The organism is Rouxiella badensis, assembly GCF_026967515.2.
Classification (GTDB): domain Bacteria; phylum Pseudomonadota; class Gammaproteobacteria; order Enterobacterales; family Enterobacteriaceae; genus Rouxiella; species Rouxiella badensis.
Window position 1 is genome coordinate 90,535 of sequence record NZ_CP114062.1, and the last position, 25,507, is coordinate 116,041.

Here is a 25,507-nt window from a genome sequence, read left to right on the forward strand (position 1 = left end):
ACGCGCTGGCCGTTATTAGCAGGGCCGGCGCGTAGTGCGTTAATCCGCTAAGTTAACTCGTAAAACTTGAGAGAGACGCCCTGCGCCGTTCGTTGGCCAGTGCAAATGAATATAGATTCAGTCATCCAGCGCAGTGCCTCGCTATACACCTCGAACTTGGGGACAGCACGAAAATAGATTTCCTCCTGCGGGATCAGGTTAAAGAACGACATATCGTCACTAAACAGTTTTTCTCTCCACTCCGCAGGAATGCGGCGGATGCCGTTATTCTCAACATAGACCCGGCCCTCGCTGGTTTCCAGTCCGTATCGCGCGGAAAGCTGGCAGGTTCCGTCGGGGTGAATAATTTGGCTGTCGATGCCCCCTGGTAGTACCTGCCCACGTAATCTTCCGCTGACTTCCCCTTCTAGAATCGCGATCAGTTGGCGTTTTCCGCCTTCTGCTGTGGCATTCACGACTATCGGTTTATCGACTTTGATCTCCACAGAAAAACTGTGTTTGAGCTCTGGATGCATTATTCCTCCGCAGTTTGAGCGATTTATAGCTGTGTATAAAACGGAAGCGCTTTAGCTTGTATCGGCTAATGGGTTTCTGTTTTTCAATTAAAAATCAAAAATTTCAAGGAAAGAACGAATGAACTATAACATTGCGGAGCGCTTGTGTAAGACTTTGAACAACATGGGTTATCCGGTTGAAGAAAATCAGTTTGACGCCCACTCCACCATTGAAATCAGTTTTGCCAACATTCCCAGCCTGTTTTTCTCTGTCATTGACGACAGATTATGGCTGTGGAGCGCCCTGACATGGATGGACAGCTCAACCTTTACCTCCTGGGGGGCAGAACTCTGGGAAGAGTTACAGGCGGCGCTGTGCTGGGTTGTGACGGGTCAGCCGGTTCTCGGGCTTGGCAGCGAAGGCTATGAGCTGAAAGCGCTGGTGGATGACCACTGTTTTGATGAAGAGGCGCGTCTTGAAGAGTTGCTGGAAGGTTTCTATGTACTTTGTGTTCGTCTGCATGAGCGTTTTAGTCAGTCCCGCTAGGCTCCTTGCCGTTGTCCAGCACTATCTTGAGGGGTATCCATCGTTAATTTGACGGCTATCACGATATGTGAATTTCATAAATAAAATAAATGGCTTGTTTGTTTCGTTTTGTGCACAGTAGATCCTATCGAACTGTTTAGCGACCTGTTTCACCTAGTTTTGAGAATAATGAAAAAGGCATTCCACGGAGTCTCTGTATAGTTTTTGGGGATAGCAACGCCGTCACACCGCTGAGAATAGCCACTGAAACAGGGTTTGATGCGCCTGAGGTTAGCGGTATTAATGGCCTGAGGCGCATTGGGGGGCATAAGCCCGAAGAGGTCGCGGAATGGACGTCAATCTTATCTACGGTATTCACTTCTGTGGCGGACGTGTGGTGTCCTGAGCCGCTTAGCCCGACGCATTTGAAAGATGACCTGTGGCAAAGGGGTAAAGACAATTTCGATAGCCTGACTGCCTGGACTCACCGTTAGCGCCGGAGAGTAAGAACAAGGATGTTCTTAAAGTGGGATCCGGCTTGGGGTCTACGAATGAAATTTTTTATTCATTTTGTTAGACTGAAACATTCACTATGATGTTAATTAAGGGCGGCTTCCCGTGTCGAAACATACCACTCAATTGTCTATTTTACAGGAAGACATTCGTACCCGTTACGACAGTCTGAGCAAGCGTCTTAAACAGGTAGCACGCTATATTCTTGATAATAGCAACAGCGTAGCGTTTGATACGGTGGCGTCCATTGCTCAGCGTGCCGACGTGCCGCCCTCGACGTTGATTCGTTTTGCCAGCGCTTTTGGCTTTAGCGGTTTCAACGAAATGAAACAAGTATTCCGTCAACACCTGATGGAAGAGACGGTCAGCTATACCGAGCGTGCGCGCTTATTTCGAAAGTCTTCTACCGAGGAAGGCACTGCCGCACCGGAAAAACCGGACGAAGTGTTGAACATGTTCTCGATGGTCAATGCGCAGGCGCTACAGCAGTTGCCTGCACACATTACCGCCGAACAGCTTGACCAAGCGATCGCCATGCTCTCGCAGGCGGAAAACATCTATATTATCGGCCTGCGTCGTTCCTTCAGCGTGGCCAGCTATTTAACCTATGCGCTGCGCCATCTGGAGCGTCGTGCGTTTCTGATTGACGGACTCGGCGGGATGTTCTCAGAACAGTTGAGCATGGTGAGCCCAAAAGATGTGGTCATTGCTATCAGCTATTCGCCTTACGCCAGTGAAGCGATGGAACTCGTCCAGCTCGGTGCACGTCGCGGTGCGCGGCAGATAGCGATTACCGACAGCCAGGTCAGCCCATTAGCGGCATTCAGCGACGTCTGCTTTGTCGTGCGCGAGGCCCAGCTCGACGGTTTCCGTTCACAGGTTGCATCAATGTGTCTTGCGCAGACTATTGCAGTGTCGTTAGCGTTAAGTAGTGCAGAGTAGGTTTTGATTTTCAAATAAAATCGCCGCCAAATGAATCCAAAAAGCGCGCAATCGCGCTGTTGGAATCCCCCGACGCCCATGCCTCCATCCCGACCACGCCGCGATACCCTGTCTTATAAAGCGCGCGTGCGATCGCCGGGTAGTTAATTTCTCCGCTGCCCGGCTCTTCACGGCCTGGTACATCTGCGACCTGAACTTCACCAATGTAGGGCGCCGACTGGCGAATCAACTCAATTAGATTACCTTCACCAATTTGCGCGTGATACAGGTCCAGATTCATCTTTAACCACGGGCTGTCGACGGCTGAAATCAGCGTCAGAGTGTCCTGTGCGCTGGCGAAGGGGGTTCCCGGATGATCAACCTGGGTATTGAGGTTCTCCAGCAAAAATACCTGCTGGTGGCGTTCGCCCAATTTGGCAATTTCGCTCAGTGTTTTATAGGCCTTAATCCACATCGCGCCGGTGACGTGGCTTTTCGGTTTGAGCGGCAATCCCTGTCCGTCTAGGCCGGTACCGTGCAGATTGAGGCTAGGGCAGTTCAGGCGCCTGGCAATCTCAATCGAGACTTCGGCTGTTTCAAGCAGACGCGCAATGCCGTCATCATCCAGCAGATCACCGCTGATGTAGCCGGTCATTGAGGTAAAGCGTGCACCGGTTGCGGCAAGCGCGTCGATGTCTTTTTGAGTCCAGTCCCAGATTTCTACCGCAAATCCCGCCTGATGAATACGTTTAACACGCTCAACAAAAGGCAAGTCCAGGAAGACCATTTCGGCGCAGACTGCCAACTGGAAAGGAGAGCTAAGGGCCGTGGACATAATATTTTCCTAATCAAAGATCTTAAAAAGCAGCCCGGAGGCTGCTTAGAAGTTTGAAGTGAAAGGCCTAATGCAACTGATTAAACCTTATTTCTTGGATATTGATCTGAGTTTACCCAGGCGTGGTCCTTTTCCCAGGTAAATTGCCATTTACGTTCCGGACCGGCCATAACGTTCAGATAATAGTTATCGTAGCCGGCAATGGTTGCCACCGGGTGATAACCGCGTGGAACCTGCACGACGTCGCGATCGTATGGCGCCATGCATTCATCCAGGCTGCGATCGTCGGTGTAGACGCGGTGCAGCGCAAAGCCCTGCGGGGGATCAAAACGGTGATAATAAGTTTCTTCCAGATAGGTTTCCTTACCTTCCACCGGCGTATCGTGCTTGTGGCTAGGATAAGAACTGGAATCGCCTTCATCGGTATAAACCTCAACTACCAGCAGGCTGTCGGCTGGCTTGTCGTCAGGGAGGATGTTATGCACCAGACGGCGGTTACGTCCTTTGCCGCGACGCTCAACGCCCACGTCTTTCGGCGCAATCAGTCGTGCAGGCAATTTGCCGAAGCCGGGGGCACTGCATACTGCCAGCTCCAGCGCGGTTTCAGCTTTCACTTCTGAGGGCGTATTGTGCGGTACGTAGACCGACCACGCGGGAATGCGCTCAAACGGGCTCATTCGTTGGCCAATATGCTCAAACTTTTCTGCAGGAGTGACCACGCTTGCCCGTCCGGAAACGAGCACCAGACAGCGTTCTTTATCATCCGCTGGCAGGGTCAGCGTCTGACCCTCTTCAAGTTGATAAACGTCGAAACCCACATACTTCCAGCCCGCACTTTCTGGCGTAATATGCTGGATACGCCCGTCTTTCGACGGGGCATGCTTACTGAGCAAGCGGGACATGTTCCTCTCCTTGTGTAGAAAATATTAACCCAGCGTCGGCATGCTGAACTCGGCAACGGTATGTTGCCCGGTTGGCCAGCGAGTGGTCACGGTTTTCATACGCGTATAGAAGCGGACGCCGTCTGGCCCATGCACGTTCAACGCGCCAAACACCGAGCGTTTCCAGCCACCAAAGGAGTGGAAGGCCACCGGTACCGGCACAGGAATATTGACACCCACCATGCCAGCCTCAACGTTTTGCACAAACTCACGAGCATAGTGACCGTTGGTGGTGAAAATCGCGCTGCCGTTGCCAAATTCATGGCCGTTAACAGTGTTTAGCGCCGAGTCGAAATCTTTCTCGCGGACGATGCCTAAGACTGGTCCAAAAATCTCTTCGCGGTAAATCTTCATATCGGTGGTGACATTGTCAAACAGTGTACCGCCAACGTAGAAGCCTTCCGGATGACCTTCAACCTTGTGGTTGCGGCCGTCGATAACCAGTTTCGCGCCTTCGGCAACGCCCTGATCGATATAGCCAACGACCTTGGACTGGTGAGCCTTAGAGATGACGGGGCCCATTTCATTTTCTTCTTTACCGCGCAGATTTCCCGGGCCGATACGCAGCGCATTGACCAGCGGTGTCAGCTTAGCAATCAGTTTGTCGGCGGTGTCATCACCTACGGCAACCACGATTGGCAGCGCCATGCAGCGTTCACCGGCAGAGCCGAATGCGCCGCCCATAATGGCTTGCACGGTCGCATCGAGGTCGGCATCCGGCATGACGATAGCGTGGTTTTTCGCGGCACCAAACGCCTGTACACGTTTACCGTGGGCGCTGGCGGTAGCGTAGATATGCTGAGCAACCGCAGAGGAGCCCACAAAGCTGACTGCCTGGATACGTTCATCGCTGGTTAACAGGCTGGCGGCTTCGTTGCCACAGTGAACGACGTTGAAAACGCCGTCCGGCAAGCCTGCTTCTTTCAGCAGTTCAGCCAGACGGATTGAGGCAGAAGGGGCTGGAGCCGGTGGCTTGAGGATAAAGGTATTACCGCAGGCCAGTGCGACCGGGAACATCCACATTGGCACCATTGCCGGGAAGTTAAATGGCGTAATTCCCGCTACCACGCCCAGCGGCTGCATGACCGAGAAACTGTCTACGCCAGTGCCGACGGTGTTGGAATACTCGCCTTTTAACAGGTGCGGAATACCGCAGGCGAATTCAACCACTTCCAGACCGCGGGTCAGCTCACCCAGCGCATCGGAATAGACTTTACCGTGTTCGCTGGTGATCAGTTCAGCCAGCTCATCACGGTTCTTCTCGATCAAGGCTTTGAATTCAAAAAGGATACGTGCACGGCGCAGAGGCGGAGTCTTGGCCCATGAAGGGAAAGCCTTGTGTGCATGCTCGATAGCCTGTAACACTTCCTTCTCGGTGCTTTGTGTGACCTGACGGATGACCTGACCGGTAGCCGGATTAGTTACCGGCAGAGTTTCTTTGCTGCTGCTCGTGTGGAGCTGGCCATTAATGAAATTCGCGATTGTTTCCATCTTCTCTACCTTACCTCAGAACCGTGATGAGTATGCTGGACCCTGCTAAGGATCGCCCGACTGAATTAACCTTATTACTTTGAACTAAATGTTTCAAATTAAATTTTATGGAATTTATGTTTCTGTGATCGGTAGCAGGATTTTATGATCTCAACTTGCGGAGATGTGCACCTAAAATACAGGTCTTAAGATTATATCTATATGATTTAAATGCTTTAAATTTTTGATGAAATGCCGTCAGATAAGGCCTGGGCTGAAAAAGTCATAGAGACCGTTGTCATGCGCACGAGAATGTCTGACATTTCATTTTAACGGTATAAAAAGTTCATTACAGGTGTTTTCTGGACACTGGGGCGTGGATTTATCCTCGTTTTGTCAGACCGAGTTTCACCAGCAGCATGCCGAGAAAAGCGCACACCGCTGCCAGCAAAAATACGCTGCGATAGCCCGCGTGGCCTGTGAGAATCCCAGCCAGAGGGCCTGTCAACGCATAGGCCAAATCTTGAAAGGCCGAAAATCCCCCCAATGCCGTACCTCTGGCCTCTGGCGGTACACGGCGCACTACCTCAACGCCAAGCGAAGGGAAGATAAGCGAACAGCCACAGCCAGTGAGCGCGGCACCGGCCAGCGCCATCAAGGGATTAACCGCCAGAAAAATCAGCAGCAGCCCGGCGCATTCCACCAGTAAGGAAAACTGTGCCACCTTAATGCCGCCCATCTTGTCCGGCAGGTTGCCAAAAGTCAGCCGGACGGCGATAAACGCACTGCCAAACGCCGTCAATGCAAAACCGGCATATGGCCAGCCAAATTGGGCAAAATAAAGGGTGACAAACACGCTGAGCACCGAGAACCCGATACCCTGTAGCATAAGGCCCAGACCCGGTCGCCAGATGAGCAGCCAAATAGCGCTGAGCAGCTGTCTTTTGCCAGTATGTACGGCAACCGGTGGTACGCCTTTGTCGATAACCAGTGCAATCAGCGGCAATACCAACATCAGACCCGAGGCGGCGGCCATCCCCTGAGAGTGGTAAATTGCTAATCCCAACGGTGCACCGGCTGCCATCGCGCCATAGGTCGCGATTCCATTCCAGGACATGACCTTACCCGCCAAACTGCTGCCAGCCAGCCCCATTCCCCAGGTCAGATTGCCGGTCAGTAACAGGCTTTCGCCCACGCCAAGCAGTACGCGTCCGCCGATCAGTAGGCCGTAAGCCAGCGCGAGAGCATTTCCCGGCATCAACGCGGCAGCAAGCGTGGCAATGCCTGAACCCACGCAGCTGGCCATGCCCAGAAAGGCGGTGCGCCGCGCGCCCTGATGATCGGCCCAGCGGCCTGCGGTACTTCGCGTGATAAGCGTGGTCAGAAATTGGGTACCGATGGCGATACCGACCATCACGTCGTTCAGCCCTAGCTGTTGATGTACGTAAAGCGGAATAATCCCCAGCGGCAGGCCAATCGACAGATAGGCGACAAACATGCCGATACTGAGCCGTAATAAAAGGCGGCGAGGGTGTGGCTCCTGAATTAATGTCGTCATCGGCGGAACCCATTGTGGTTAATGAATGACATGAGCGGTTAAATGCGACAAAGCTGAAAATAGCGAGGGCCTGACTGTCGAGCGGAAGTCAGGCCCCAAGGGCAGAGTATTAGCGATGGCTAGCCGGGCGATATTCACGCCAGTATTTGATGAGCGTGAGGTAACGCTGCTTCACGTCGTTAATCAGTTCTTCATCATTAAACTTGTTTGCCAGCCACTGGCGGGAGGATTCGCCAAAGATGGTGCGTCCTACCGCAAAGCCTTTGACCCATGGAATATCTGCTGCGGCCGCAAAGCCGGTTTTCAGCGTAGATTCTGGTGCGTCGAGGCCGAGGATCAGAATGCCGCGGCAATCAGGATCGTTGTTGTCGATAAGCTGACCTATCGCTTTCCAGCCTTCGACACTTTGCGCAGGAAGTTTCCACCAGTCAGGCTGGATCCCGAGGGAGTAGAAGCGCTCAACGGTCTGGGCATAATATTTCTCGTCCTGGAAGGGACTGTCGCTCGGAAGGATAATCTCGAGCAGCAGCTCGTGGCCGGACTTGCAGCACGCCTGGTAAACTTCCAGCGCCAAGGCCTCCTGTTCTTCACGCAGTGCAGCATCGTCTTTTGGATGGTAGAACATCAGGCATTTCACCACGTGTTCCAGCGGCCAATCGATCAGCTGCGAACCAATGTTCCCGTGTTCAAGGCGCAGAGGACGCGAACTCGGCAGCTCAATCGGGCGACCAATCCACCAGCCTTCGCCGGTAATGGCATTCAGTGCGTTCTGTCCGAAGGTCGTGTCGGCAAGAATACCGCTGTTGTTACGCAGCCCGGCCTCTTTAGCCGCCTGACGCGCACCCTCGAGCAGCAATACTTTCAAACGTGGGATCTCGTTGACGTTAGCGCCTACTTCCTGCGCCATGTCCACTAGCTGTTTACGGTGGTCGAAGGCGAAGATGCACAGTTCTGGCCACTGCTGCTTGCGGGTGGTGACCCGATGCAGGTGGTTCAGGCGGGCGTCTTTGTCTGGCTGCGGCACAGATTTGTCGCGCAGCAGATAGTCGTCCAACTCTTTTTTGGTTGGCATGGCGGGCGCACAGCCGTGGCGTGAAACCACCAGCGCACCGCAGGCGTTGGCGTAGCGGCAGGCTTGTTCCCAGCCTTCGTCATTGAGATAACCGCGCAGCAGGCCTGACATGAATGCGTCGCCCGCCCCCAGTACGTTCAGCACTTCGACACGAACGCCGGTTTGCAGTTTTACCTCATCCCAGGACGTGGGGATCTGCTCTTCAAATACCGAGCAGCCTAATGCACCGCGTTTGCAGACCAGGGTGGCATCGGTCAGTTCACGAACGCGCGCCAGGGCGGTCAGGGTATCGGTGCTGCCGCCTGCGATGTGGAACTCTTCTTCCGTCCCGACAATCAGGTCAAAGTGATGCAGCACCTCTTGAATCTCGCGGGTGACCTTCTCGGATGAAACAAAGCGGGTTTCACCGTCACCCAGCGCGGTCAGGCCCCACAGCACCGGACGATAGTCGATGTCCAGCGCCCGACGCAGGCCGTGTTTTTTGGCATAGTCCAGCGCGGTCAACACCGCCTGGCGGGTATCGGGATGCGAAAGGTGTGTTCCGGTGATAGCCAGAGCGCGCGAAGAAGCGATGTAGTCTTCGCTGATGTCCTGTGGCTTCAGCGCCATGTCGGCACAATTATCGCGGTAGAAGATAAGCGGGAAAGTGTCTTGATCCTTGATGCCCAGCAGCACCAGGCCGGTCAGACGATCTTTATCGGTAATCAGATATTGGGTATCGACGCCGACGCGGGTTAACTCTTCGCGCAGGAAACGTCCCATGTGTTCATCGCCGACGCGGGCGAGCATGCCGGAGCGCAGCCCCTGAATAGCCGTTCCGTAAGCCACATTACCCGACGATCCGCCGAGGTATTTGGCAAAGGAGCTTGCATCTTCCAGGCGGGCGCCAATTTGCTGCGCATACAGATCGACGGCGATACGTCCCAAACAGATAACATCCAGTTTCTTTTGCACGTTGTTCATCTTCCTATCCTCAACCCAAGCTGAATGGCCTTTAAAGTATATTAAGGATTAATAATTTCATTTTCAATATAAATGAAATATTTTAACGCATTGTTTTTATGATGTTGCTCACAAATTATCATATTTGTGAAAGGTTTAGTCTTGCGTTATTTTGTTAATTTGTTGTTTTTTATAAAAAATAAATTAAATTGTGAACTCGCTGGCAAAATGAAATGAAATATCCTATTTTGACATTTTTAATTCATTTTATGTCTATCCCATAAACAAATGACCCGGACTCTCATGATGAGGAGCCGGGCCATCTGGTCAGGTCAAAGGAACGCTTATTTTATGCCATCACCCAGGGGGCCGATGTTTTCGCCGTGAACCGGTTCAACGTCGTCTTCGATATCGCGACCATAGTATTTTCTCAACACGATGGCTTCGATTCTTTCTAACGGAACGTTAGCTGTTTCAGGCACATAGCGATAAGTAAACAGGAACATCAGCAACGAGAAGCCCGAGAACAGCAGCAGCGGGAACCCACCGTGAAACACCTGCTGCAGGTAGGGGTTGCTGTTCATGATAGGGAAGGTGGTGCTGACGGCAAAGTTAGCGACAGACAGCGAGCACACCGAAATACCTACACAGATAGAGCGAATTTCCATCGGGAAGATTTCGCCCAACACGGTCCAGATAACCTGACCCCAGGTGATACCAAACAAAAACATAAAAGCAAACAGACCCAATACAGAGTATACCCCTGCGAAGCGCAGATAGAATGCGGCGAAGGAGTAGGCCAGACAAACTGTCGAAGCGAGTGCGCCCCACAGCAGCAGTTTACGTCGCCCCACTTTATCCAGCAGAAACATGCCCACTACGACACCAAGGAACTGCGCAAAGGCAAGCACGAAGGCCAGGAACATTGCAGTGTTGTTATCGCTGGAGATATTTTTCATCAACGTAGGGCCAAAATACTGAATGACGTTTACGCCGCTCAGTTGGTTACCCAAGGCAAGGCCAATACCAATGATTAACAGAGGAAAGGTTTTTTTATTCAGTGTGAATTTAGCTTTTACCGTACTGTGGATATCGGTCTTAATTGAATCTTTGATTTCACCAAACACGGTTTTGGCATGTTCAAGGTTTGAAATTTTACCCAGGGTAGTCAGCGCTTCTTTATCGCGACCCTTAAATACGCTCCAGCGTGGCGATTCGGGGATAAACGAGATAAACACCAGTAAAGCGATGCAGGGAACCAGCGCCGAGGAAAGGATTAGACGCCAGCCGGTATCCACTAAAACGGCGGAGGTCATTGATTTACTGATGAAGAAGTTGGTCAGCATCACCACGCTTTGACCGCCCACACAGCAAATAGAGTAAAGCGCGGTGGTTCGACCGCGATATCTTGAAGGAGAAAGTTCCGCCAGATAAATGGGAGAAATCACGCAGGCCAAACCAATAGCGAGTCCGCCAATCAACCTGAACAAAATAAAGACGGTGAAGTTATGTGCCAGCGCTGTGCCGACAATGGACACCGCGAAAATAATGGCAGTCACGCAAAGTGAACGCTTTCTGCCGAAATGGTCACTTATTTTTGGCGCAACCAGACAGCCGATGAGGCTTGATACTTGAATACAGGACACAGCCCAACCGGTTTCTGCCGGGCCGAGCTGGAAGTAAGCACTGAGTGGTTCAATCGCCCCTGAAATGATTGAGCTGTCGTATCCCATCAGCAGGCCCCCAAAAGCAGCGACGGTGCAACAAAGCATCAGGTAGACCAGGTTGTAATGAGTCTTGTTTGTAGCCATTTTTACCCTCCCTTTTCACATTCAGTAGCGCACTCAATTGCGAAAGGATTCTGTACAGGTTAATGAGACATTCTATAAAAAATTGCTTTTTTTGAAATAAAAATTCGCAAATGAATATTAGTGAATTATATGTTTCATTAATGTGAGGGGGGCGACAATTTAAAAAATAGTCTCGTTTTATGAAGAAAATTTTATCATTATGTTTTTAAAGTATTTTATGTGAATTTTATTGCGAAGGCGGGAATAATTTGTGACGTGGTCGATGTTTTTATTGTGTTAACCTGGCTAAAAAGCGCTGTATAAAATGAGCCAAAGCCTGACATTAATTTTCGAAAAGACTCCTCAAATATAAGGACTTTCTATTGAGTTACCCGTAGCTAAAACCGCGGCTGCATAGCTTTGCCGAACGTAAACGGGTCAACGCCTTTTTACCTGCACCTTAAACAGCCACATGCAGTGACGCTGAATTATTTGCCGCATGATGATGGCTGTCAGTGACAGCAAGTGAAAGATTTATTCGGAATGGCAAAGTGTGCCTGCGATGAGGTTATTTAGGCGCATGTTTCAGGCCATAAGCAGATAAGTGGCATAACCGACGATGCCCCAAAATGTTAATGAAGAGCATACCATTCCGATCCAGACTTTACCTTTAAAGGTCATTTTAAATTTCTCTTAACTAATTGAGTTGGCTTGAGTTAACCGATAATTTATCTGTCTGATCCTCCTGATGCACTTTGTTTGGCCTTAAAATAAGACTTCCACAGCAATATTCAGAAATTTTGAGCGCTTATTGCAATATTGAGGCAAGCATTAACGGCCTTAAAGAAACCTTAATTGCCTTAGTTTCTTGATTGATATTATTCAAATGAATCTGCTATAACACAGACTTAACCCCCCTAATTTAATTCCTGCTCTATGATTGTCAGACCCCATCAACATTGGTTCCGAAGATTGTTCGTTTGGCACGGCTCTGTGCTGTCCGAGATCTTATTTCGTTTAAGCTTGAATCTGGCGATGTCGGTAGTCGCTATTCTCTGCTTCCAGTGGTACGAAGCCCTTGGCGTCAAGCTGACGTTGGCTCCCTTTAGCCTGCTGGGCGTCGCGATCGCCATCTTCCTCGGTTTTCGCAACAGCGTCAGCTATGCGCGTTTCACCGAGGCGCGAGTACTTTGGGGAAGTTTGCTGATTGTTAATCGCTCTCTATTAAGACAGGTTAAAAGCATTCTGCCGCAGCGTCCTGAACTGGCGCAGGAGTTTGCAGCACTGCTGATAGCCTTCAGTTATTGCCTGAAACATCAGCTGCGCGGGACGTCAATGCGTGAAGATTTGGCTCGTCTTTTGCCAAATCACGACCTGAAGTCGCTGGAGAGCAGCGCGTCGCCCTGTAATCGAATCCTGCTGCTAATTGGGCAGTGGCTGGGAGAGCGCCGTCAGGCGGGTGAGGTGTCGGACATTCTGTTTCAGAGCGTTGACCAAAATATTAATCAGCTGTCTTCTGTGCTGGCGGGCTGCGAGCGTATTTCTAATACGCCTATTCCGTTTGCCTACAGCCTGATTGTGCATCGCACGGTCTATCTGTTTTGTTCGCTGTTGCCTTTCGCGCTGGTGCCTGATTTGCACTACATGACGCCGCTGGTTTCGGTATTTATTTCCTATACCTTTATCTCGCTGGATGCGCTGGCGGAAGAACTGGAAGATCCGTTCGGCACGGCACCGAACGACCTACCGTTGAACGCAATGTGCAACGTTATTGAAATCAATCTTCGTGAAATGAATGACGAAACGAACCTTCCGCAAAGACTGCGACCGGATAAACAGTTCCAGCTAAACTGATTTATTTGTCAATCTTCTTACCCTCAATATGACCCAGTGAGCGCTCAGGAAAACAGATATCTCGCACCCTTTGTTTTATCTGGGCGGCATCTGGAAAGCCGCCGTCTCGTTTGCGTTCCCAAAGAATGTGGTCATCGAGGGTAATTTCATAAATACCGCCGGTGCCTGGCATGAGTGTCACGGAGGCGAGATCGGTACTGAAGGAGTTCAGCAGCTCCTGTGCCATCCAGGCTGCGCGCAGCAGCCAGTTGCACTGTGAGCAGTATTTGATGGTAACAGTGGGGCGTTTTTCCATGTGGATGGCTTCCGTTAAAGTGAATGAATCCTCGAATTCTCTACCGCAATAATCTAAATCGTTCTCGCCTTACGAGCAATGTGCAGTGTTTTAGGCCATGAAGGCGGAGTTTTGCATCACAATATGCTGAAGAAACGCTCAATATGAGATACATCTGGTAACAGTTGCTTAAATAAGTAAATGATAATGATTATTAATCGTAAATCCTCTTCATGAGATTTATCTTAAATGGTATTATCTCTTCACCCCCCTTATACAGAGCTAACGCCGTTTCAAGCGAGTGCCGGAGATAAGCGCCGGAAGGGGGGGGATCCTTCCGGCTGCCTTTCCCAATGCGGTTAAGCGTCTATACTTAGTTCTGTGTTAAACAGAACAGAGGAAATTATGGCGACTATTCATAAGTATGGACAGGCTCACTGGGAAGGCGACATCAAGAAAGGCAAAGGGACCATCACCACTGAAAGCGGTGCGCTGAAAGACCAGCCTTACGGGTTTAATACTCGCTTCGAGGGTAAACCTGGCTCCAACCCGGAAGAGTTGATTGGCGCTGCACACGCAGCCTGTTTCTCGATGGCACTTTCTCTTATCCTCGGCGAGGCGGGTTTTACGCCGGAAGGCATTGATACCAAGGCCACGGTTTCACTCGATAAAGTGGACGGCGGCTTTGCCATAACGGCTATTAAGCTGGACAGTGCGGTTAAACTGCCGGGAATTCCCGAGGACAAATTCGACGAGCTGATTAAGAAAGCGAAAGCAGGTTGCCCTGTGTCGAAGGTTCTGAATGCTGAAATTACGTTAGAGTACAAACTCCATAACTAGGCTTCCTATGACCACTGAGCTCTCAGTGGTCATCATTCCCTCTTTCGTCATCCTCGATAAATCGCCCCTGATGATCGGACTGCAACTTTTTTACGCTGTCATAACGACCCCATAGCCGGTAGCGGTTAAGGGCGATGCGATTATAGCAGGCGTCTCTGAGCGGCAGCGGCAATCGGCGCAGTGCTGTGAGCATACGCCACGGCCACGGCAGAAAGGACATCACCCGAAATATGGCTTCTGAACGTTTATACAGGTTTTCGCCGTCGATGAGCACGAGAGTGTTGACGTTCTGCGGGGATAATCCGGCCCATTTCAGCAACGCCTCTCCTGCCTCGGATTGTACGGCGACAAGGCGCACACTGTGATTTTTATCATGACGAATCAGGAAGTTGACCCACCCATTGCACAGTCGGCAGACGCCGTCATAAATCACGACGCGCTCGCCTTGACGTAAGTAAGGGGCAGGCCCCAGCGTGGTCATCATCCCTGCACCGAAACTTGCTCTTCTTCCTGCGCTTTCTGAATAGGTTCTTTTTCAGGCCGTGGATATTTCCACAACCAGCGGCCGCTGGCCATACGCCAATAGAAGAATATGCCGCGAACGATCCAGTCGAGGAACATGCCTAACCATACGCCGACGACGCCGAACCCCAGCACCACTCCCATCGTGTAACCAGCGACAATACGGCATCCCCACATTCCCAGCATCGATACCCACATGGTGAACCGCGCATCGCGTGCGCCTTTCAGGCCTGCGGGCAGGACCCATGAGGCGGCCCAGAAGGGAATAAAGGCGGCGTTGAGCCAGACGAGGATTTTAACGACGTGAATAACCTCGGGGTCACGGGTGTAGAACGACGCCAGCAGGCCCGCGAGCGGTACTGAAAGCAAGGCGAGCGAGCAAATCCCGATGGCGGAGAGCCAATAGACATGACGCAGCTGAAACTCTGACTGAGCTATCTCACCTTTACCCAGGCGCGTCCCGACGATGATGGTCGCTGACGAACCGAGGGCGTTGCCCGGCAGGTTAATCAATGAGGCAATCGAGAAAGCGATAAAGTTACCGGCAATAACGCTGGTGCCCATCCCGGCGACAAAAACCTGCGTAAGCAGTTTACCGCCGTTAAACAGCACCGATTCTATGCTGGCAGGAATGCCGATACCCAGCACCTCGACCAAAATACTGGTATTGATACGGGTGAAATAGCTTTTCAGAGAGATTTTTAGAGAGGGATTAAAGCCGATTGCCAGCACATAAAGCACCGCGATGGCACCGATATAGCGTGAAATCGTCAGTCCTAATCCTGCGCCGATAAATCCTAGCCCCTTCCAGGAAAGGCAGCCGTAAATCAGCACGGTAGTGATCACGATATTCAGTATGTTCATTCCGCCGTTAATTAGCATCGGAATTTTGGTATTACCCGCTCCACGCAGTGCGCCACAGCCTATCAGGGCGATTGCCGCCGCCGGATAGCTCCACACCGTAATACGCAGATAGCTCAACGCCAGCGCCTTAACCTCGGGCGCGGCGTTGCCGGCAATCAAATCGATGATACCTTGCCCATAAAACTCAATGATCATCGCCAGCAGTATGGCGAACAACGTCATGATGATTAATGACTGTCGCGCGGCATCGCGGGCGCGTTCGTGATTAAGTTTTCCCAGGCTGAAGGCCACCACCACAGTAGTACCGAGATCGATGGCGGCAAAAAAGGAAATAACAACAATATTAAAGCTGTCGGCCAGACCCACCCCGGCCATCGCCTCTTTGCCTAACCAACTGACAAGAAAGGTACTTAACACCCCCATTAGCAACACACAGGCGTTTTCGAAGAAGATGGGCACCGCGAGTGGCGTTATTTCTCGCCAGAACAGTACCCGATAGGAACGTCGCTTGGGATACCAGGGTGTACGCTTGATAGCGTTGAGCACTGAGGCTCTAAGGTTTTGCAAAATAGTTCCAGCTTTAAGAAAAAGTGAATTTCACTAAATAAGCATGATTAAAGAATAACAATTATGCAAAGTCTTTTTGTGCCAGATTTAATTAATTCAAACCGCCATTTCAGATTGGTTGAACAGTTGCACCAAATGGGGGGGATAGCCCATCATGGCCCAGTCAATAAGCCGATTCTTGGTGCTTTTTCACTAGGCCAAGTGCGGTGATGATAGTCGCCATCAGGTATCACGAGCCGCAACGGCAGATACCTTGCAGGCAACCATCTTCCAATATTGAAAAGGGTTTTTTTATGTCCCAGCGTATCGACTATTACAATGTGTCTTCCGAGATTGCTAAAAAATATCTCGACTTTAACAACTCGGTCAGCAAAAGCGCCGCGGCGAAAGAATTTAAGATTCTGGTCACTATTCGCGCCTCGCAAATTAACGGCTGTGGATTTTGTCTCGACATGCACGTTAAAGAAGCCAAAATCAGCGGTGAACGTGACCTGCGCGTGCATCATCTTGCCATCTGGCGCGACTCGCCGCTGTTCACCCCGCGTGAACGCGCGGCGCTGGAGTGGACTGAAGCCCTGACTACGCTGTCCGCGCACGGCGTATCCGACGAGATTTACGACCGCGTGCGTACGCATCTTACCGAGCAGGAAATTTCGGATCTCAGCTTCGTGATTATCGGCATCAACGGCTGGAACCGGCTTGGGGTCGCTTTTCGCGTCGAACCTGGCTCAGCGGATGCCGCCTATGGGTTGGAAAAATCCGGGCTGCGCTAAAGCAGTCCCAGGATCTTCTGGCCAATTTTCTCGGCCTGCGCCTGAGATTCAATATTGGTGAAACTGACAAGCAGGCCACGCTCAGTACTGGCGTGGCTGCTCCAGTTTGAAATTGCATGAACGTATAGCCCGTTGGCACGCATGCGGGCGGCAATCTCGACGTCGTTGAGGCCGTTGTGGAGTCGCAAAACCAGATGCATACCGCCCGGTTGGGGGTCGATGTGAAGATGCTGGCTCAGTATCTTGTTTAATCCCGCTGCCGCATGCTCGCGTCGTTCTGCATACAGCTTTCTCATACGGTGAATATGTCGCGAAAAGTGTCCTTCCTGCATAAAAGCGCTGACAATCGCCTGATTCATCTCACCCATACCTTCCAAGAACCCCAGACTGGCCTGCTCAAAGCGCTGCACCTCATTTTCCGGTACCACCAGATACGCAAGTCGGATGCCGGGAAACAGCACTTTACTAAAGGTGCCGCAGTATAAGACACGCCCTGCGGTATCCAGACTTTTCAGCGCCGGAAGCGGACGGCTGACGTAGCGATATTCACCGTCGTAGTCGTCTTCAATAATCCATGATTTTTGCTGTGTGGCCCATTCCAGAAGGGCCAGACGGCGTGACAGGGACAGCGAAACACACAGCGGGCTTTGATGCGCTGGCGTGACCACTGCCGCACGGGCATTTTTTGCCAGCGTTATCCCGCTATGCACCTGAATTCCCTCAGCATCGACCGGTACGGCAACCTGTCTGAGCTGCGCGTTATGCAGCAGTTGACGCGTTAGCGGAAAGCCGGGATCCTCGACCCATACGGCGTCGTTGGCCTTAAGCAAGGTGTGAGCAATCAGTTGCAAGGTGCTGCGATAGCCAGAGGTGATAAACACCTGCGCGCCCGTGCAGGCTATCCCACGCGCCATGTGCAAATAGGCCGCAATCGCGTCCCGCAGCGCAGGGAGTCCGAATTGCGCCGGATATTTCATGTCATTGGGCTGCATGGCGCGCAGGTATCTGGCGCCCAGCCTTGCCCAGATTTTGCGCGGGAAAGCGTCCATCGCTGGTAGGCCCATCTGTAGAGGCAAAATGGCCGGGGTATGCATACCAAAAGCCTTTGTCGGCGCACGCTGTGGCTGCGTTTTGTTTTCAGGCTGGGGCTGCACATTAGCCGCAATGCGGGTTCCAGCTTGCCCCTGAGACTGAATGTAACCTTCGGCGGACAACAGCGCATAGGCTGACTCGATAGTCCCGCGCGCCAGCCCCAGCTCTTTCGCCAACTGCCTTGCCGAGGGCAGGCGATCGCCGGGTTTTAGCAACTCCTGGTTGATAGAAGCCCTGACTCGGTGATAAATCTGGCGATAAAAAGGCTCATCGCTGGTACTTTCAATAGTAAGCAACGGTCTGCTGGCTGAGGATTTCATGGCCTACTCATTTATGCAGGTTGTGGGGATTTAATTATGTCATCTCGCCTTTGGCATGCAAGACGATGCCTGCCTGCAATCATTTAAAACAGAGAAGAGGGATTGTCGATTGAGCAGAGGACACATTGAGGCACACAGTATCTCCCATGCGGGATGGCTGCGCGCCGCGGTACTTGGGGCGAATGACGGCATCGTGTCTACCGCCAGTCTATTGCTTGGCGTCGCTGCGGCGCAGGTCGGCCACAGCGGTCTGCTGCTCACTGGATTAGCCGGGCTGGTGGCTGGCGCGATGTCAATGGCGACGGGCGAATACGTGTCGGTCTCTTCGCAGGCGGATATTGAAGAAGCGGCGCTAAAAGAGGAGCACAGAGAGCTGGAGGAGGATTACCACGGTGAATTTCGCGAGCTGGCGGGGATCTACGTCAAGCGTGGACTGAGCCTGCCGCTGGCGAAACAGGTTGCCGAAGCGTTGATGGCGCACGATGCGCTCGGTGCACACGCCCGTGACGAGCTGGGTATTTCAGAGATAACGACGGCACGTCCTTTGCAGGCGGCGCTGACATCCGCCTGCAGTTTCGCCCTCGGTGCCGCGCTGCCGCTGTTAGTCACGTTACTGGTGCCGCACGCCTGGGTCATCGGCGCTATCGTCGTGTCGACGCTGTTATCGCTGGCGATACTTGGCGGTCTCGCAGCAAGAGTCGGCGGTGCCTCGGTGTTGCGCGGCGTGGTGCGAGTCACCTTCTGGAGCGCGCTGGCCATGGGCGCTTCTGGAATTATTGGTTCGCTCTTTGCCCATTTCAGCGGTTGAGCAGGGTGTTGCTGCACATTAGCGGTCGACGGCAAAGGTGTGTTCACACAGAAAGTCGATCAGCACCCGGAGTCTCGGCGTCATGCAGCCGCCCGAGGGCCAAAGAATGTTGAACGATGCACGGTGGGAGACGTACTGTTCCAGCACGCTGTGCAATCTGCCAGCGGACAGACCTTCACGTACCGAGAACTCAGGCAGGCAGGTAATTCCCCGGCCCTGTTCGGCAAAAAAAACCTGTGCCTCTAGGTTATTGCAGACCATCGACAGCGGCAAATCGACCGGATTATCAAAGGTGAGCGGCCAGGGTTCGATTTTTCCGCTGCGGCTGAAACGGTAGTGCAGGCAGCTGTGCTGTGGTAACTCTTCTAAGGTTTGTGGTGTGCCGTGCTGCGCCAGATAGTCGGGAGAGGCGACCACGTATTTGGTGTAATCGCCGAGCTTTCGCAGGTTGAGGCGTGAGTCGGTTATCTCTCCGGTGCGGATCACCGCGTCGAAGCCTTCCTCGATGACGTCTACCATTTTATCGGTGAAATTAAGCTCCAGCTCAATGTCTGGGTACTGCCCCATAAATTCGCTCAATACCGGCAGCATCAGTGAACCGACCATCGGCAGGCTGATGCGTAATCTGCCGCGTGGAAACTGGGTCGCAAGGCTCAGTTCGTGCTCAGCGGCTTCAAATTCGGCCAAAATACGCCTGCTGCGTTCGAGAAACAGCGCGCCTTCCGCCGTCAACGTCAGGCTTCGCGTACTGCGGTGAAACAGCCGCACGTTCAGCCGGCTTTCCAGTCGCGAAATGCTCTTGCCGATTGCCGAGGCCGATACGCCCAACACGCCTCCTGCGGCAACAAAACTGCCGGTTTCCGCCACCTGTACAAAAACGCCGAGACTGCTCAGGCTGTCCATAGGTTTCTCCCCATTGCGGACAAAAAGGTCCGCAGATAAGAGAAATCTACCCCACTTTTTCCGTAACCCCTAGCGATCTATCTTGAATCTCTGGTTCATTACTTTTGGAAAAAGCATTATGCAACTCTCAGCTCTGGAAACAAAAAGCAGTGAGCATCAGGTCGTGGAAACGTTGCCGTTTGCTTCGGTTGATGCCGTTATCCAACGTGCACTCGAAGAGAAACGTCTGGTTGGTGCGGTAGTCATGGTCGCGTATCGGGGGGAGACGCGCTACCAGCGCGCGCACGGCTGGGCGGACAGAGAAACGCAGCAGGTGATGTCTTTAACGACGCTGTTTCGCCTGTCATCGGTGTCAAAACCTATCGTTACCGCGGCGGCGATGGTGCTCGTCCAGCAAGGGCGTCTTCATCTCGAACAGTCGCTGAATACGCTGTTGGCCGACTTTCATCCGCGCTTGCCGAACGGTGAGGTGGCGACCATTACCGTACGTCAATTAATGAGCCATACCGCCGGTTTCGGTTACCGTTTTCTGGAAAGCGATGAGCAGGGGCCTTACGCGCGTGCGGGAGTCTCTGACGGTATGGACGACGCTACGCACTCACTGAGTGAAAACCTGCAACGTATTGCCGACGTGCCGCTGCTTTTCACGCCGGGTAGCGCCTGGTGCTACTCGTTGTCCGTCGATGTATTGGGTGCAGTGATTGAGCAGGTTTGCGGGCAACGGCTCGACCAGGCAGTTAAAGCTCTAATCGTCGATCCGCTACAGATGCACGACAGTGGTTTTTACACCCTGTGGCCTGAGCGCCTCGCCACTGCTTACGTCAACGACAGACCCGAGCCGCATATATTGCAGGAAAATGAATATGTTGCTCCGTTTCCCGATACCGCCGGTATCCGCTTTTCGCCAAAGCGCATTCTAAATCCCGAGGCTTTCCCCTCGGCGGGGGCAGGTATGGTCGGTAGCGCACCGGACCTGCTGCGTTTCTTCGAGTCCTTGCGTTCAGGCAAACACGGTCTGCTTTCAAAAGCGTTAATCGAGGAGATGGGCCGCGACCAGACGGCAGGCGCAATTTTACCAGATGCGCCCGGCTTCGGTTTTGGCCTCGGATTTTCTGTGCTGCGTGACCCAGAGGAAGCTGGCTCGCCGGAATCCGTCGGCACCTGGCGCTGGGGTGGGGTCTACGGCCATTCCTGGTTTGTCGACGCACAGCGTGAACTGACGGTGGTCGCGTTAACCAATACCATGATGGAGGGAATGTCGGGCGCATTCGTTAACGAACTGCGTGACGCCGTGTATGCGAGTCTTTCAGGAGTAACACAGCCATGAGCGACACTTCAAGGCTGCCGGTTTCGGGGCTGCTGGCGCTGGCGATGACCGGATTTATTGCCATCATGACCGAAACCTTGCCCGCAGGACTGCTGCCGCAGATTAGCAGCGGTCTAGGTGTTTCAGCCTCAATGACCGGTCAAATGGTCACGCTTTATGCCCTCGGTTCGCTGGTGGCGGCAATTCCGCTAACGGTGGCAACCCGTGGATGGCGTCGCCGCCGGGCATTGCTGGCATCGGTGTTGGGCTTTCTGCTATTCAACACCCTGACAACATTTTCGACCGACTATAGTCTGACGCTGGTGGCACGCTTCTTTGCCGGTGCCTCGGCCGGGCTGGCGTGGGGACTGATCGCGGGTTATGCCCGCCGAATGGTCGAGCCTGCCTTGCAGGGTAAAGCCATGACGCTGGCAATGATCGGCACGCCGTTGGCGCTGTCGCTCGGCGTGCCGCTGGGTACCTGGTTTGGCTCGCTAGTGGGGTGGCGCACCGCGTTCGGCCTCATGTCGGCGATGACCCTGCTGCTAACGGTGTGGATCCTGCTCAAGGTTCCCGACTTCCCGGGCGAGTCACGCCAGAAACAGCGCTCGCTATATCAGGTGTGGCAACTGCCGGGCGTACGTTCGGTGCTGTGGGTTATCTTTACCTGGATAACGGCGCACAACATCCTTTATACCTACATTGTGCCTTTTTTGGCTCGGTCAGGGCTCGCGGGACAGGTGGACAAGATGCTGCTGCTGTTCGGATTGAGCGCCATGCTTGGCATTGGGTTGACCGGTTGGCTGGTGGACCGCTGGCTGCGTCGCACGGTGCTGTCGAGCCTTGTCCTTTTTGCGTTGACCTGCCTGGCGTTTGGCGGTCTGGGGGCCTCTGCGTCGGTGCTGTATCTGGGCATTTTTGTCTGGGGTCTGACCTTCGGCGGTGCGGCAACGCTGCTGCAAACCGCTTCGGCAGACGCGGCGGGTGACAGCGCAGACATCGCACAATCGATGATTGTCGTGGCCTGGAATCTGGCAATCGCAGGAGGAGGAATAGCCGGGGGGGTGCTGCTTAAAACGCAGGGTGTTTCGTCGTTCCCCTGGGTGATGCTGCTGCTATTGGTGCTGAGTCTGGCTATTGTACTGCGTGCAAAAAACAACGGATTTACGCCCGGCTCGCGGATGGCAGAGTCAACTGAGAAGGCAGGCTGTTAGCCCTCCTCTGAGAGACAGGCAAGTTGCCGAATGCGGCTGGCTGTGGCAGGTCGGCCGCCCGAGACTTTCGTCGCCTTGGACGGATCCCCGGCGACGAACTCCAGCGTCGGCGAAAAGTAGAAGGGCAGCCAGCCACCGTAGCCACTTTCCCACTCCCATCGGACTGGGCAAGGCCACAGAATGTCTTCATACAGGATGTAATACGTCCAACGTCCGGGGGGACGGCGTGGTTTGCGTGCGTTCATAGGTCCGACACTGATATCAATGTGAAAAATAAAATCGACCTATTTTCTCTCTCGAGGCATCAGGTTTCAACCAATTAACATGATAGAACAAAAATTAATCAGCGTGCGGGCGGTGTGACCAAGTTGGGGGCTGAAACGCTTGCAGCAGACTGATGAAGTGTCGTGTGGTGTGGCGCAAAAGCAACAGATAGCGCTCAATGTCGCGGCCATCCTGCGACAGCTTTCTCTCCAGCGTAAGACACAGGTTTTGCCCCGCCTCGAACTGCGTTAGCGCAAAATTCCCTTTTAGGCGATGAACCTTTCCTTTGAGCGTGTCGATGTCTCCAGTCTGCCAGGCCTGCTCGATCAGCAGCAGATCCTCTGCGCTGCTCTGTTTTAACTCGTTGATGATATTATTGATAATAGTCGACTGCCCGGCAGAAAGTGCCATCACCTCGTCGAGGTCGATACGCCGATTTTGCAGCAACTCCTGCAAGCAGTTCTTTAGGTCCGCCTGCGTCATCGGCTTGGTCAAATGAGCGTCCATCCCGGCTTTCAGGCACTTGGTTTCCTCGTCGGAAAAAGCGTTAGCGGTACAGCCCACGATGGGCAGATGAGACGGACTGTCGCCCTCCCACTCACGTACCCGATTGGCAAAGGCATAGCCAGACATCTCGGGCATCTGGCAGTCGGTCAGAATCATATCCACTTTAGGCGCTGGATGACGTTGCAGCTCGGCGAGCGCCTCGGCTGCTTTGTTAAAGGTAGTCACCTGATGCCCTAGCGCCGAGAGCTGCATTTTCATTACCAACAGGTTGGCGGGCAGATCGTCGATAACCCAGAGCCTAAACCCTTTGTTGACCGCCGAAAAATCTGCCGTGGAGGAGGGCGCTTGGTCGGCCTCAACTCGTTTCAGCGTCAGCCTGACGCTGAACGTCGAACCGATGTTCTCACGCGAGCTTATCTCGAGCTTGCCCCCCATCAGGACGACAAGTTGATGACAGATAGTCAGGCCAAGTCCGGTGCTGTCTGGCGTAGACGAGGATATCTGCCGATAGGGTTTAATAATGCCGGGCAGCAGCGCGGGCGCAATACCGATGCCGCTGTCCGTGATGCTAATGATTAATTCCTGATTTTTATCTGAGGAACTCTGGGATACCCGTCGCACCGACAGCACGACGTGCCCGGTCTGAGTGTATTTCACCGCGTTGCTGAGCAAGTTATTGACCACCTGCCTGAGTTTGCCCTCATCAATCAGATAATACTGGCCAAAACAGCTTTCGATATGGGTATTCAGGTTCAGGCCTTTCCTCTTCGCCAGCGTCTGATAGGCCTCGGCAGCACGGGTCAGCAAGGTAAAGAGTGAGACCGGCGTTGGCTTGAGCTGCATTTCACCGGCTTCGATTTTTGACAAGTCCAGAATATCACCGACTATTTGCAGTAGCCCACGTGAGGCGTTATAGGCCACGGCGATAGGAGACTGTGGGTTGTTGAGGCGCTGATTCTCAATCTCTAGCACACCCATGATAACGTTCATGGGTGAGCGGATTTCGTGGCTCATCCGTGCCAAAAATTCGCTCTTCTCATGGCTGAACGCTTTGGCCTCGGTGAGTGCCTGAGCCAGTTGCCCCTCAAGTTTGATGCGCTCGGTCATGTCATACCAACCAATCACCAGACCCTGTGGCAGCATAGATGTATTGCTGTAGGGCGTTATCCAACCGGCGATGCTGTGCAAATTCTGATTGAGGGTATAGTGCCCCTCGAAAAACTGCGGCTCGGTGGCCTGACTTGCCTTTACCAAACCTGCCGTCTCCAGCGCAGGTGAGGTAAAAAACTGTTTGTTCAACCCTTCGACCATACTGCCAATAATACGCCGCCTGTCGATGTTTAGACTTTGGCAAAGTGCCTGATTCACATGAGTTATTATCCCGGCAGCGTTGCACACCAGAACCGGCGTGGAAAGGCTGTTGAGCAACACCTCCCAAAATTTTACCGAGTCTTTTAACCGCTGCTCGGCCTGTCTGCGGCGAACCACCTGCCCAATCAGGAAGCTAATCAGGAAGAGCGATGCGACGCCGACGGCCACCGCTGCGGTATCGAAGTTACGGTGCGTTTGCCTGAGCATGGGCACAATATTCATCAGGGTCAATACGGTGAAATTACGGCTTAGAATATCTTTGATGGTGTCCTGGGGAAGCTGCGGAATGGCCCGATTAAGTGCCGCGAGAACGGCGGGGTTGTCGGCCCGCATCCTTAAATGGGTCTCGGTTACCAGGCTATCGACGTCGCTGACCTGCAGCTCGCCGGGATAAATGTTTTCGCTCAATACGCTGGCGGCGGCCTGACGGCAGAATACCCCGTCCCCTGCACCGGCTTTTAGCAGCGCAATCGCCTCGCCCAATGACGCTGTGGTGATAAGCATCGCCCGAGGGTAACGCTGTTTTAACGCCGAGAGCGGAGCGTCGTTGACGACGATAATATGTTTATCGTTAAGGTCGTTAAGATTTGTCTCGGCATTCTGACGGCGGTTGGGCAGTGAGACGATGCGCCAGTGGGTGGTGAAGAGCGGAAGTGTTTCAATTTCGCCGTCAGCCACTGGCGGGAATGAGGTTTCCATGAAAACGGCGTCGAGGGCGTTGCTGCCCAACAGGCCGTTCTTGATGATGTTGTCGGAGAGATACACCGCCTCCAGAGTCAGCGATGTCTCTCCCTGAGCATGAAGCTGTTGATTAAGTAAGGAAATAATCGCCGGCTCGATGTCATCATTCTGAACGCGGGTGTTAATTTCACTGTAGCGCACGCTGACGTTATCCACGCCGATGCGTAATACCTCGGCATAGGCCTGCTGCGCCAGGCACAGCAGCAACAAAATAAGGACCCTCGA

Annotated in this window: 22 protein-coding genes; 8 read left to right on the top strand and 14 right to left on the bottom strand. The window is 53.0% G+C overall.

Annotation, left to right across the window (positions count from 1 at the left end; translation table 11 throughout):
- Positions 1 to 47 precede the first annotated feature (47 nt).
- Positions 48 to 515, bottom strand: a complete 468-nt coding sequence (locus O1V65_RS00655) for a DUF3237 domain-containing protein (RefSeq protein ID WP_017491470.1) — start codon at positions 513 to 515, stop codon at positions 48 to 50.
- A gap of 118 nt (positions 516 to 633) precedes the next feature.
- Here O1V65_RS00655 and O1V65_RS00660 point away from each other — a divergent pair, with 118 nt between their 5' ends.
- Together O1V65_RS00660 and O1V65_RS00665 are read left to right on the top strand one after the other, a co-directional pair.
- Positions 634 to 1,041 carry an InvB/SpaK family type III secretion system chaperone gene (locus O1V65_RS00660; RefSeq protein ID WP_017491469.1) on the top strand — a complete coding sequence of 136 codons (408 nt, stop codon included), beginning with the start codon at positions 634 to 636 and terminating at the stop codon, positions 1,039 to 1,041.
- A 597-nt stretch (positions 1,042 to 1,638) separates the two neighbouring features.
- Positions 1,639 to 2,475: a MurR/RpiR family transcriptional regulator gene (locus O1V65_RS00665; RefSeq protein ID WP_017491468.1), complete on the top strand. Its 837-nt coding sequence runs from the start codon at positions 1,639 to 1,641 to the stop codon at positions 2,473 to 2,475.
- A gap of 10 nt (positions 2,476 to 2,485) precedes the next feature.
- Here O1V65_RS00665 and O1V65_RS00670 read toward each other — a convergent pair whose 3' ends face one another.
- The 6 genes from O1V65_RS00670 to O1V65_RS00695 all read right to left on the bottom strand — a co-directional run bounded on the left by O1V65_RS00670 (position 2,486) and on the right by O1V65_RS00695 (position 11,083).
- Complete coding sequence (locus tag O1V65_RS00670; protein ID WP_227977666.1) at positions 2,486 to 3,289, bottom strand: TIM barrel protein; 804 nt, start codon at positions 3,287 to 3,289, stop codon at positions 2,486 to 2,488.
- 80 nt (positions 3,290 to 3,369) lie between these two features.
- Complete coding sequence (gene iolB / locus O1V65_RS00675; RefSeq protein ID WP_017491466.1) at positions 3,370 to 4,191, bottom strand: 5-deoxy-glucuronate isomerase; 822 nt, start codon at positions 4,189 to 4,191, stop codon at positions 3,370 to 3,372.
- Between the two features lie 24 nt (positions 4,192 to 4,215).
- Positions 4,216 to 5,721, bottom strand: coding sequence for a CoA-acylating methylmalonate-semialdehyde dehydrogenase (locus O1V65_RS00680; RefSeq protein ID WP_017491465.1), 1,506 nt, complete (start codon positions 5,719 to 5,721; stop codon positions 4,216 to 4,218).
- 361 nt (positions 5,722 to 6,082) lie between these two features.
- A complete protein-coding gene (locus tag O1V65_RS00685; RefSeq protein ID WP_269130080.1) occupies positions 6,083 to 7,258 on the bottom strand; it encodes an arabinose transporter in 1,176 nt (391 codons plus the stop codon).
- Positions 7,259 to 7,367: 109 nt separating this feature from the next.
- Positions 7,368 to 9,293, bottom strand: a complete 1,926-nt coding sequence (locus tag O1V65_RS00690) for a bifunctional 5-dehydro-2-deoxygluconokinase/5-dehydro-2-deoxyphosphogluconate aldolase (RefSeq protein WP_017491463.1) — start codon at positions 9,291 to 9,293, stop codon at positions 7,368 to 7,370.
- Positions 9,294 to 9,616: 323 nt separating this feature from the next.
- Positions 9,617 to 11,083 carry a sugar porter family MFS transporter gene (locus O1V65_RS00695; protein WP_017491462.1) on the bottom strand — a complete coding sequence of 489 codons (1,467 nt, stop codon included), beginning with the start codon at positions 11,081 to 11,083 and terminating at the stop codon, positions 9,617 to 9,619.
- A 915-nt stretch (positions 11,084 to 11,998) separates the two neighbouring features.
- Here O1V65_RS00695 and O1V65_RS00700 point away from each other — a divergent pair.
- Positions 11,999 to 12,916: a bestrophin family protein gene (locus O1V65_RS00700; RefSeq protein WP_026110474.1), complete on the top strand. Its 918-nt coding sequence runs from the start codon at positions 11,999 to 12,001 to the stop codon at positions 12,914 to 12,916.
- A gap of 1 nt (position 12,917) precedes the next feature.
- Here the strand turns inward: O1V65_RS00700 and O1V65_RS00705 are convergent, their stop codons facing one another.
- Positions 12,918 to 13,211, bottom strand: coding sequence for an Rdx family protein (locus O1V65_RS00705; RefSeq protein WP_017491460.1), 294 nt, complete (start codon positions 13,209 to 13,211; stop codon positions 12,918 to 12,920).
- Positions 13,212 to 13,595: 384 nt separating this feature from the next.
- Between O1V65_RS00705 and O1V65_RS00710 the strand changes: the two genes are divergently transcribed.
- Entirely contained in the window at positions 13,596 to 14,030 is a 435-nt protein-coding gene (locus O1V65_RS00710; RefSeq protein WP_017491459.1) for an OsmC family protein, read from the top strand.
- A 22-nt stretch (positions 14,031 to 14,052) separates the two neighbouring features.
- Here O1V65_RS00710 and O1V65_RS00715 read toward each other — a convergent pair whose 3' ends face one another.
- On the bottom strand, positions 14,053 to 14,514 hold the full coding sequence (locus tag O1V65_RS00715) for a thiol-disulfide oxidoreductase DCC family protein (protein WP_269130081.1): 462 nt from the start codon (positions 14,512 to 14,514) through the stop codon (positions 14,053 to 14,055).
- Positions 14,511 to 15,983: an EmmdR/YeeO family multidrug/toxin efflux MATE transporter gene (locus tag O1V65_RS00720; RefSeq protein WP_026110473.1), complete on the bottom strand. Its 1,473-nt coding sequence runs from the start codon at positions 15,981 to 15,983 to the stop codon at positions 14,511 to 14,513. Before O1V65_RS00720 ends, O1V65_RS00715 begins: the two co-directional genes overlap by 4 nt.
- 293 nt (positions 15,984 to 16,276) lie before the next feature.
- Here O1V65_RS00720 and O1V65_RS00725 point away from each other — a divergent pair, with 293 nt between their 5' ends.
- Complete coding sequence (locus O1V65_RS00725; RefSeq protein WP_017491456.1) at positions 16,277 to 16,756, top strand: carboxymuconolactone decarboxylase family protein; 480 nt, start codon at positions 16,277 to 16,279, stop codon at positions 16,754 to 16,756.
- On the opposite strand, the gene pdxR is transcribed toward O1V65_RS00725, so the two are convergent.
- On the bottom strand, positions 16,753 to 18,168 hold the full coding sequence (gene pdxR, locus O1V65_RS00730) for a MocR-like pyridoxine biosynthesis transcription factor PdxR (RefSeq protein ID WP_269130082.1): 1,416 nt from the start codon (positions 18,166 to 18,168) through the stop codon (positions 16,753 to 16,755). The genes O1V65_RS00725 and pdxR overlap by 4 nt on opposite strands.
- A 109-nt stretch (positions 18,169 to 18,277) precedes the next feature.
- On the opposite strand from pdxR, the gene O1V65_RS00735 reads away from it, so the two are divergent.
- Positions 18,278 to 18,976, top strand: a complete 699-nt coding sequence (locus O1V65_RS00735) for a VIT1/CCC1 transporter family protein (RefSeq protein ID WP_017491454.1) — start codon at positions 18,278 to 18,280, stop codon at positions 18,974 to 18,976.
- Positions 18,977 to 18,994: 18 nt separating this feature from the next.
- On the opposite strand, the gene O1V65_RS00740 is transcribed toward O1V65_RS00735, so the two are convergent.
- Positions 18,995 to 19,879, bottom strand: a complete 885-nt coding sequence (locus O1V65_RS00740) for a LysR family transcriptional regulator (RefSeq protein WP_017491453.1) — start codon at positions 19,877 to 19,879, stop codon at positions 18,995 to 18,997.
- A 118-nt stretch (positions 19,880 to 19,997) separates the two neighbouring features.
- On the opposite strand from O1V65_RS00740, the gene O1V65_RS00745 reads away from it, so the two are divergent.
- Together O1V65_RS00745 and O1V65_RS00750 are read left to right on the top strand one after the other, a co-directional pair.
- A complete protein-coding gene (locus O1V65_RS00745; RefSeq protein ID WP_269130083.1) occupies positions 19,998 to 21,206 on the top strand; it encodes a serine hydrolase domain-containing protein in 1,209 nt (402 codons plus the stop codon).
- Entirely contained in the window at positions 21,203 to 22,399 is a 1,197-nt protein-coding gene (locus tag O1V65_RS00750; RefSeq protein WP_227955801.1) for an MFS transporter, read from the top strand. Before O1V65_RS00745 ends, O1V65_RS00750 begins: the two co-directional genes overlap by 4 nt.
- Here O1V65_RS00750 and O1V65_RS00755 read toward each other — a convergent pair.
- A complete protein-coding gene (locus O1V65_RS00755; RefSeq protein WP_081601383.1) occupies positions 22,396 to 22,644 on the bottom strand; it encodes a hypothetical protein in 249 nt (82 codons plus the stop codon). The two genes, O1V65_RS00750 and O1V65_RS00755, sit on opposite strands and share 4 nt — an antisense overlap.
- Before the next feature lie 94 nt (positions 22,645 to 22,738).
- Positions 22,739 to 25,492 carry an ATP-binding protein gene (locus O1V65_RS00760; RefSeq protein WP_227977668.1) on the bottom strand — a complete coding sequence of 918 codons (2,754 nt, stop codon included), beginning with the start codon at positions 25,490 to 25,492 and terminating at the stop codon, positions 22,739 to 22,741.
- Between the last annotated feature and the right edge of the window lie 15 nt (positions 25,493 to 25,507).

What these genes read in the sequence shown, in the direction of transcription:
- O1V65_RS00680 (WP_017491465.1), bottom strand. Translation starts at nt 5,721, where the DNA reads ATGGAAACAATCGCGAATTTCATTAATGGCCAGCTCCACACGAGCAGC.
- O1V65_RS00710 (WP_017491459.1), top strand. Translation starts at nt 13,596, where the DNA reads ATGGCGACTATTCATAAGTATGGACAGGCTCACTGGGAAGGCGACATC.
- O1V65_RS00750 (WP_227955801.1), top strand. Translation starts at nt 21,203, where the DNA reads ATGAGCGACACTTCAAGGCTGCCGGTTTCGGGGCTGCTGGCGCTGGCG.
- O1V65_RS00700 (WP_026110474.1), top strand. Translation starts at nt 11,999, where the DNA reads ATGATTGTCAGACCCCATCAACATTGGTTCCGAAGATTGTTCGTTTGG.
- O1V65_RS00725 (WP_017491456.1), top strand. Translation starts at nt 16,277, where the DNA reads ATGTCCCAGCGTATCGACTATTACAATGTGTCTTCCGAGATTGCTAAA.
- O1V65_RS00755 (WP_081601383.1), bottom strand. Translation starts at nt 22,644, where the DNA reads ATGAACGCACGCAAACCACGCCGTCCCCCCGGACGTTGGACGTATTAC.
- O1V65_RS00715 (WP_269130081.1), bottom strand. Translation starts at nt 14,514, where the DNA reads ATGATGACCACGCTGGGGCCTGCCCCTTACTTACGTCAAGGCGAGCGC.
- O1V65_RS00705 (WP_017491460.1), bottom strand. Translation starts at nt 13,211, where the DNA reads ATGGAAAAACGCCCCACTGTTACCATCAAATACTGCTCACAGTGCAAC.
- O1V65_RS00740 (WP_017491453.1), bottom strand. Translation starts at nt 19,879, where the DNA reads ATGGACAGCCTGAGCAGTCTCGGCGTTTTTGTACAGGTGGCGGAAACC.
- pdxR (WP_269130082.1), bottom strand. Translation starts at nt 18,168, where the DNA reads ATGAAATCCTCAGCCAGCAGACCGTTGCTTACTATTGAAAGTACCAGC.
- O1V65_RS00660 (WP_017491469.1), top strand. Translation starts at nt 634, where the DNA reads ATGAACTATAACATTGCGGAGCGCTTGTGTAAGACTTTGAACAACATG.
- O1V65_RS00670 (WP_227977666.1), bottom strand. Translation starts at nt 3,289, where the DNA reads ATGTCCACGGCCCTTAGCTCTCCTTTCCAGTTGGCAGTCTGCGCCGAA.
- O1V65_RS00690 (WP_017491463.1), bottom strand. Translation starts at nt 9,293, where the DNA reads ATGAACAACGTGCAAAAGAAACTGGATGTTATCTGTTTGGGACGTATC.
- O1V65_RS00745 (WP_269130083.1), top strand. Translation starts at nt 19,998, where the DNA reads ATGCAACTCTCAGCTCTGGAAACAAAAAGCAGTGAGCATCAGGTCGTG.
- O1V65_RS00685 (WP_269130080.1), bottom strand. Translation starts at nt 7,258, where the DNA reads ATGACGACATTAATTCAGGAGCCACACCCTCGCCGCCTTTTATTACGG.
- iolB (WP_017491466.1), bottom strand. Translation starts at nt 4,191, where the DNA reads ATGTCCCGCTTGCTCAGTAAGCATGCCCCGTCGAAAGACGGGCGTATC.
- O1V65_RS00655 (WP_017491470.1), bottom strand. Translation starts at nt 515, where the DNA reads ATGCATCCAGAGCTCAAACACAGTTTTTCTGTGGAGATCAAAGTCGAT.
- O1V65_RS00695 (WP_017491462.1), bottom strand. Translation starts at nt 11,083, where the DNA reads ATGGCTACAAACAAGACTCATTACAACCTGGTCTACCTGATGCTTTGT.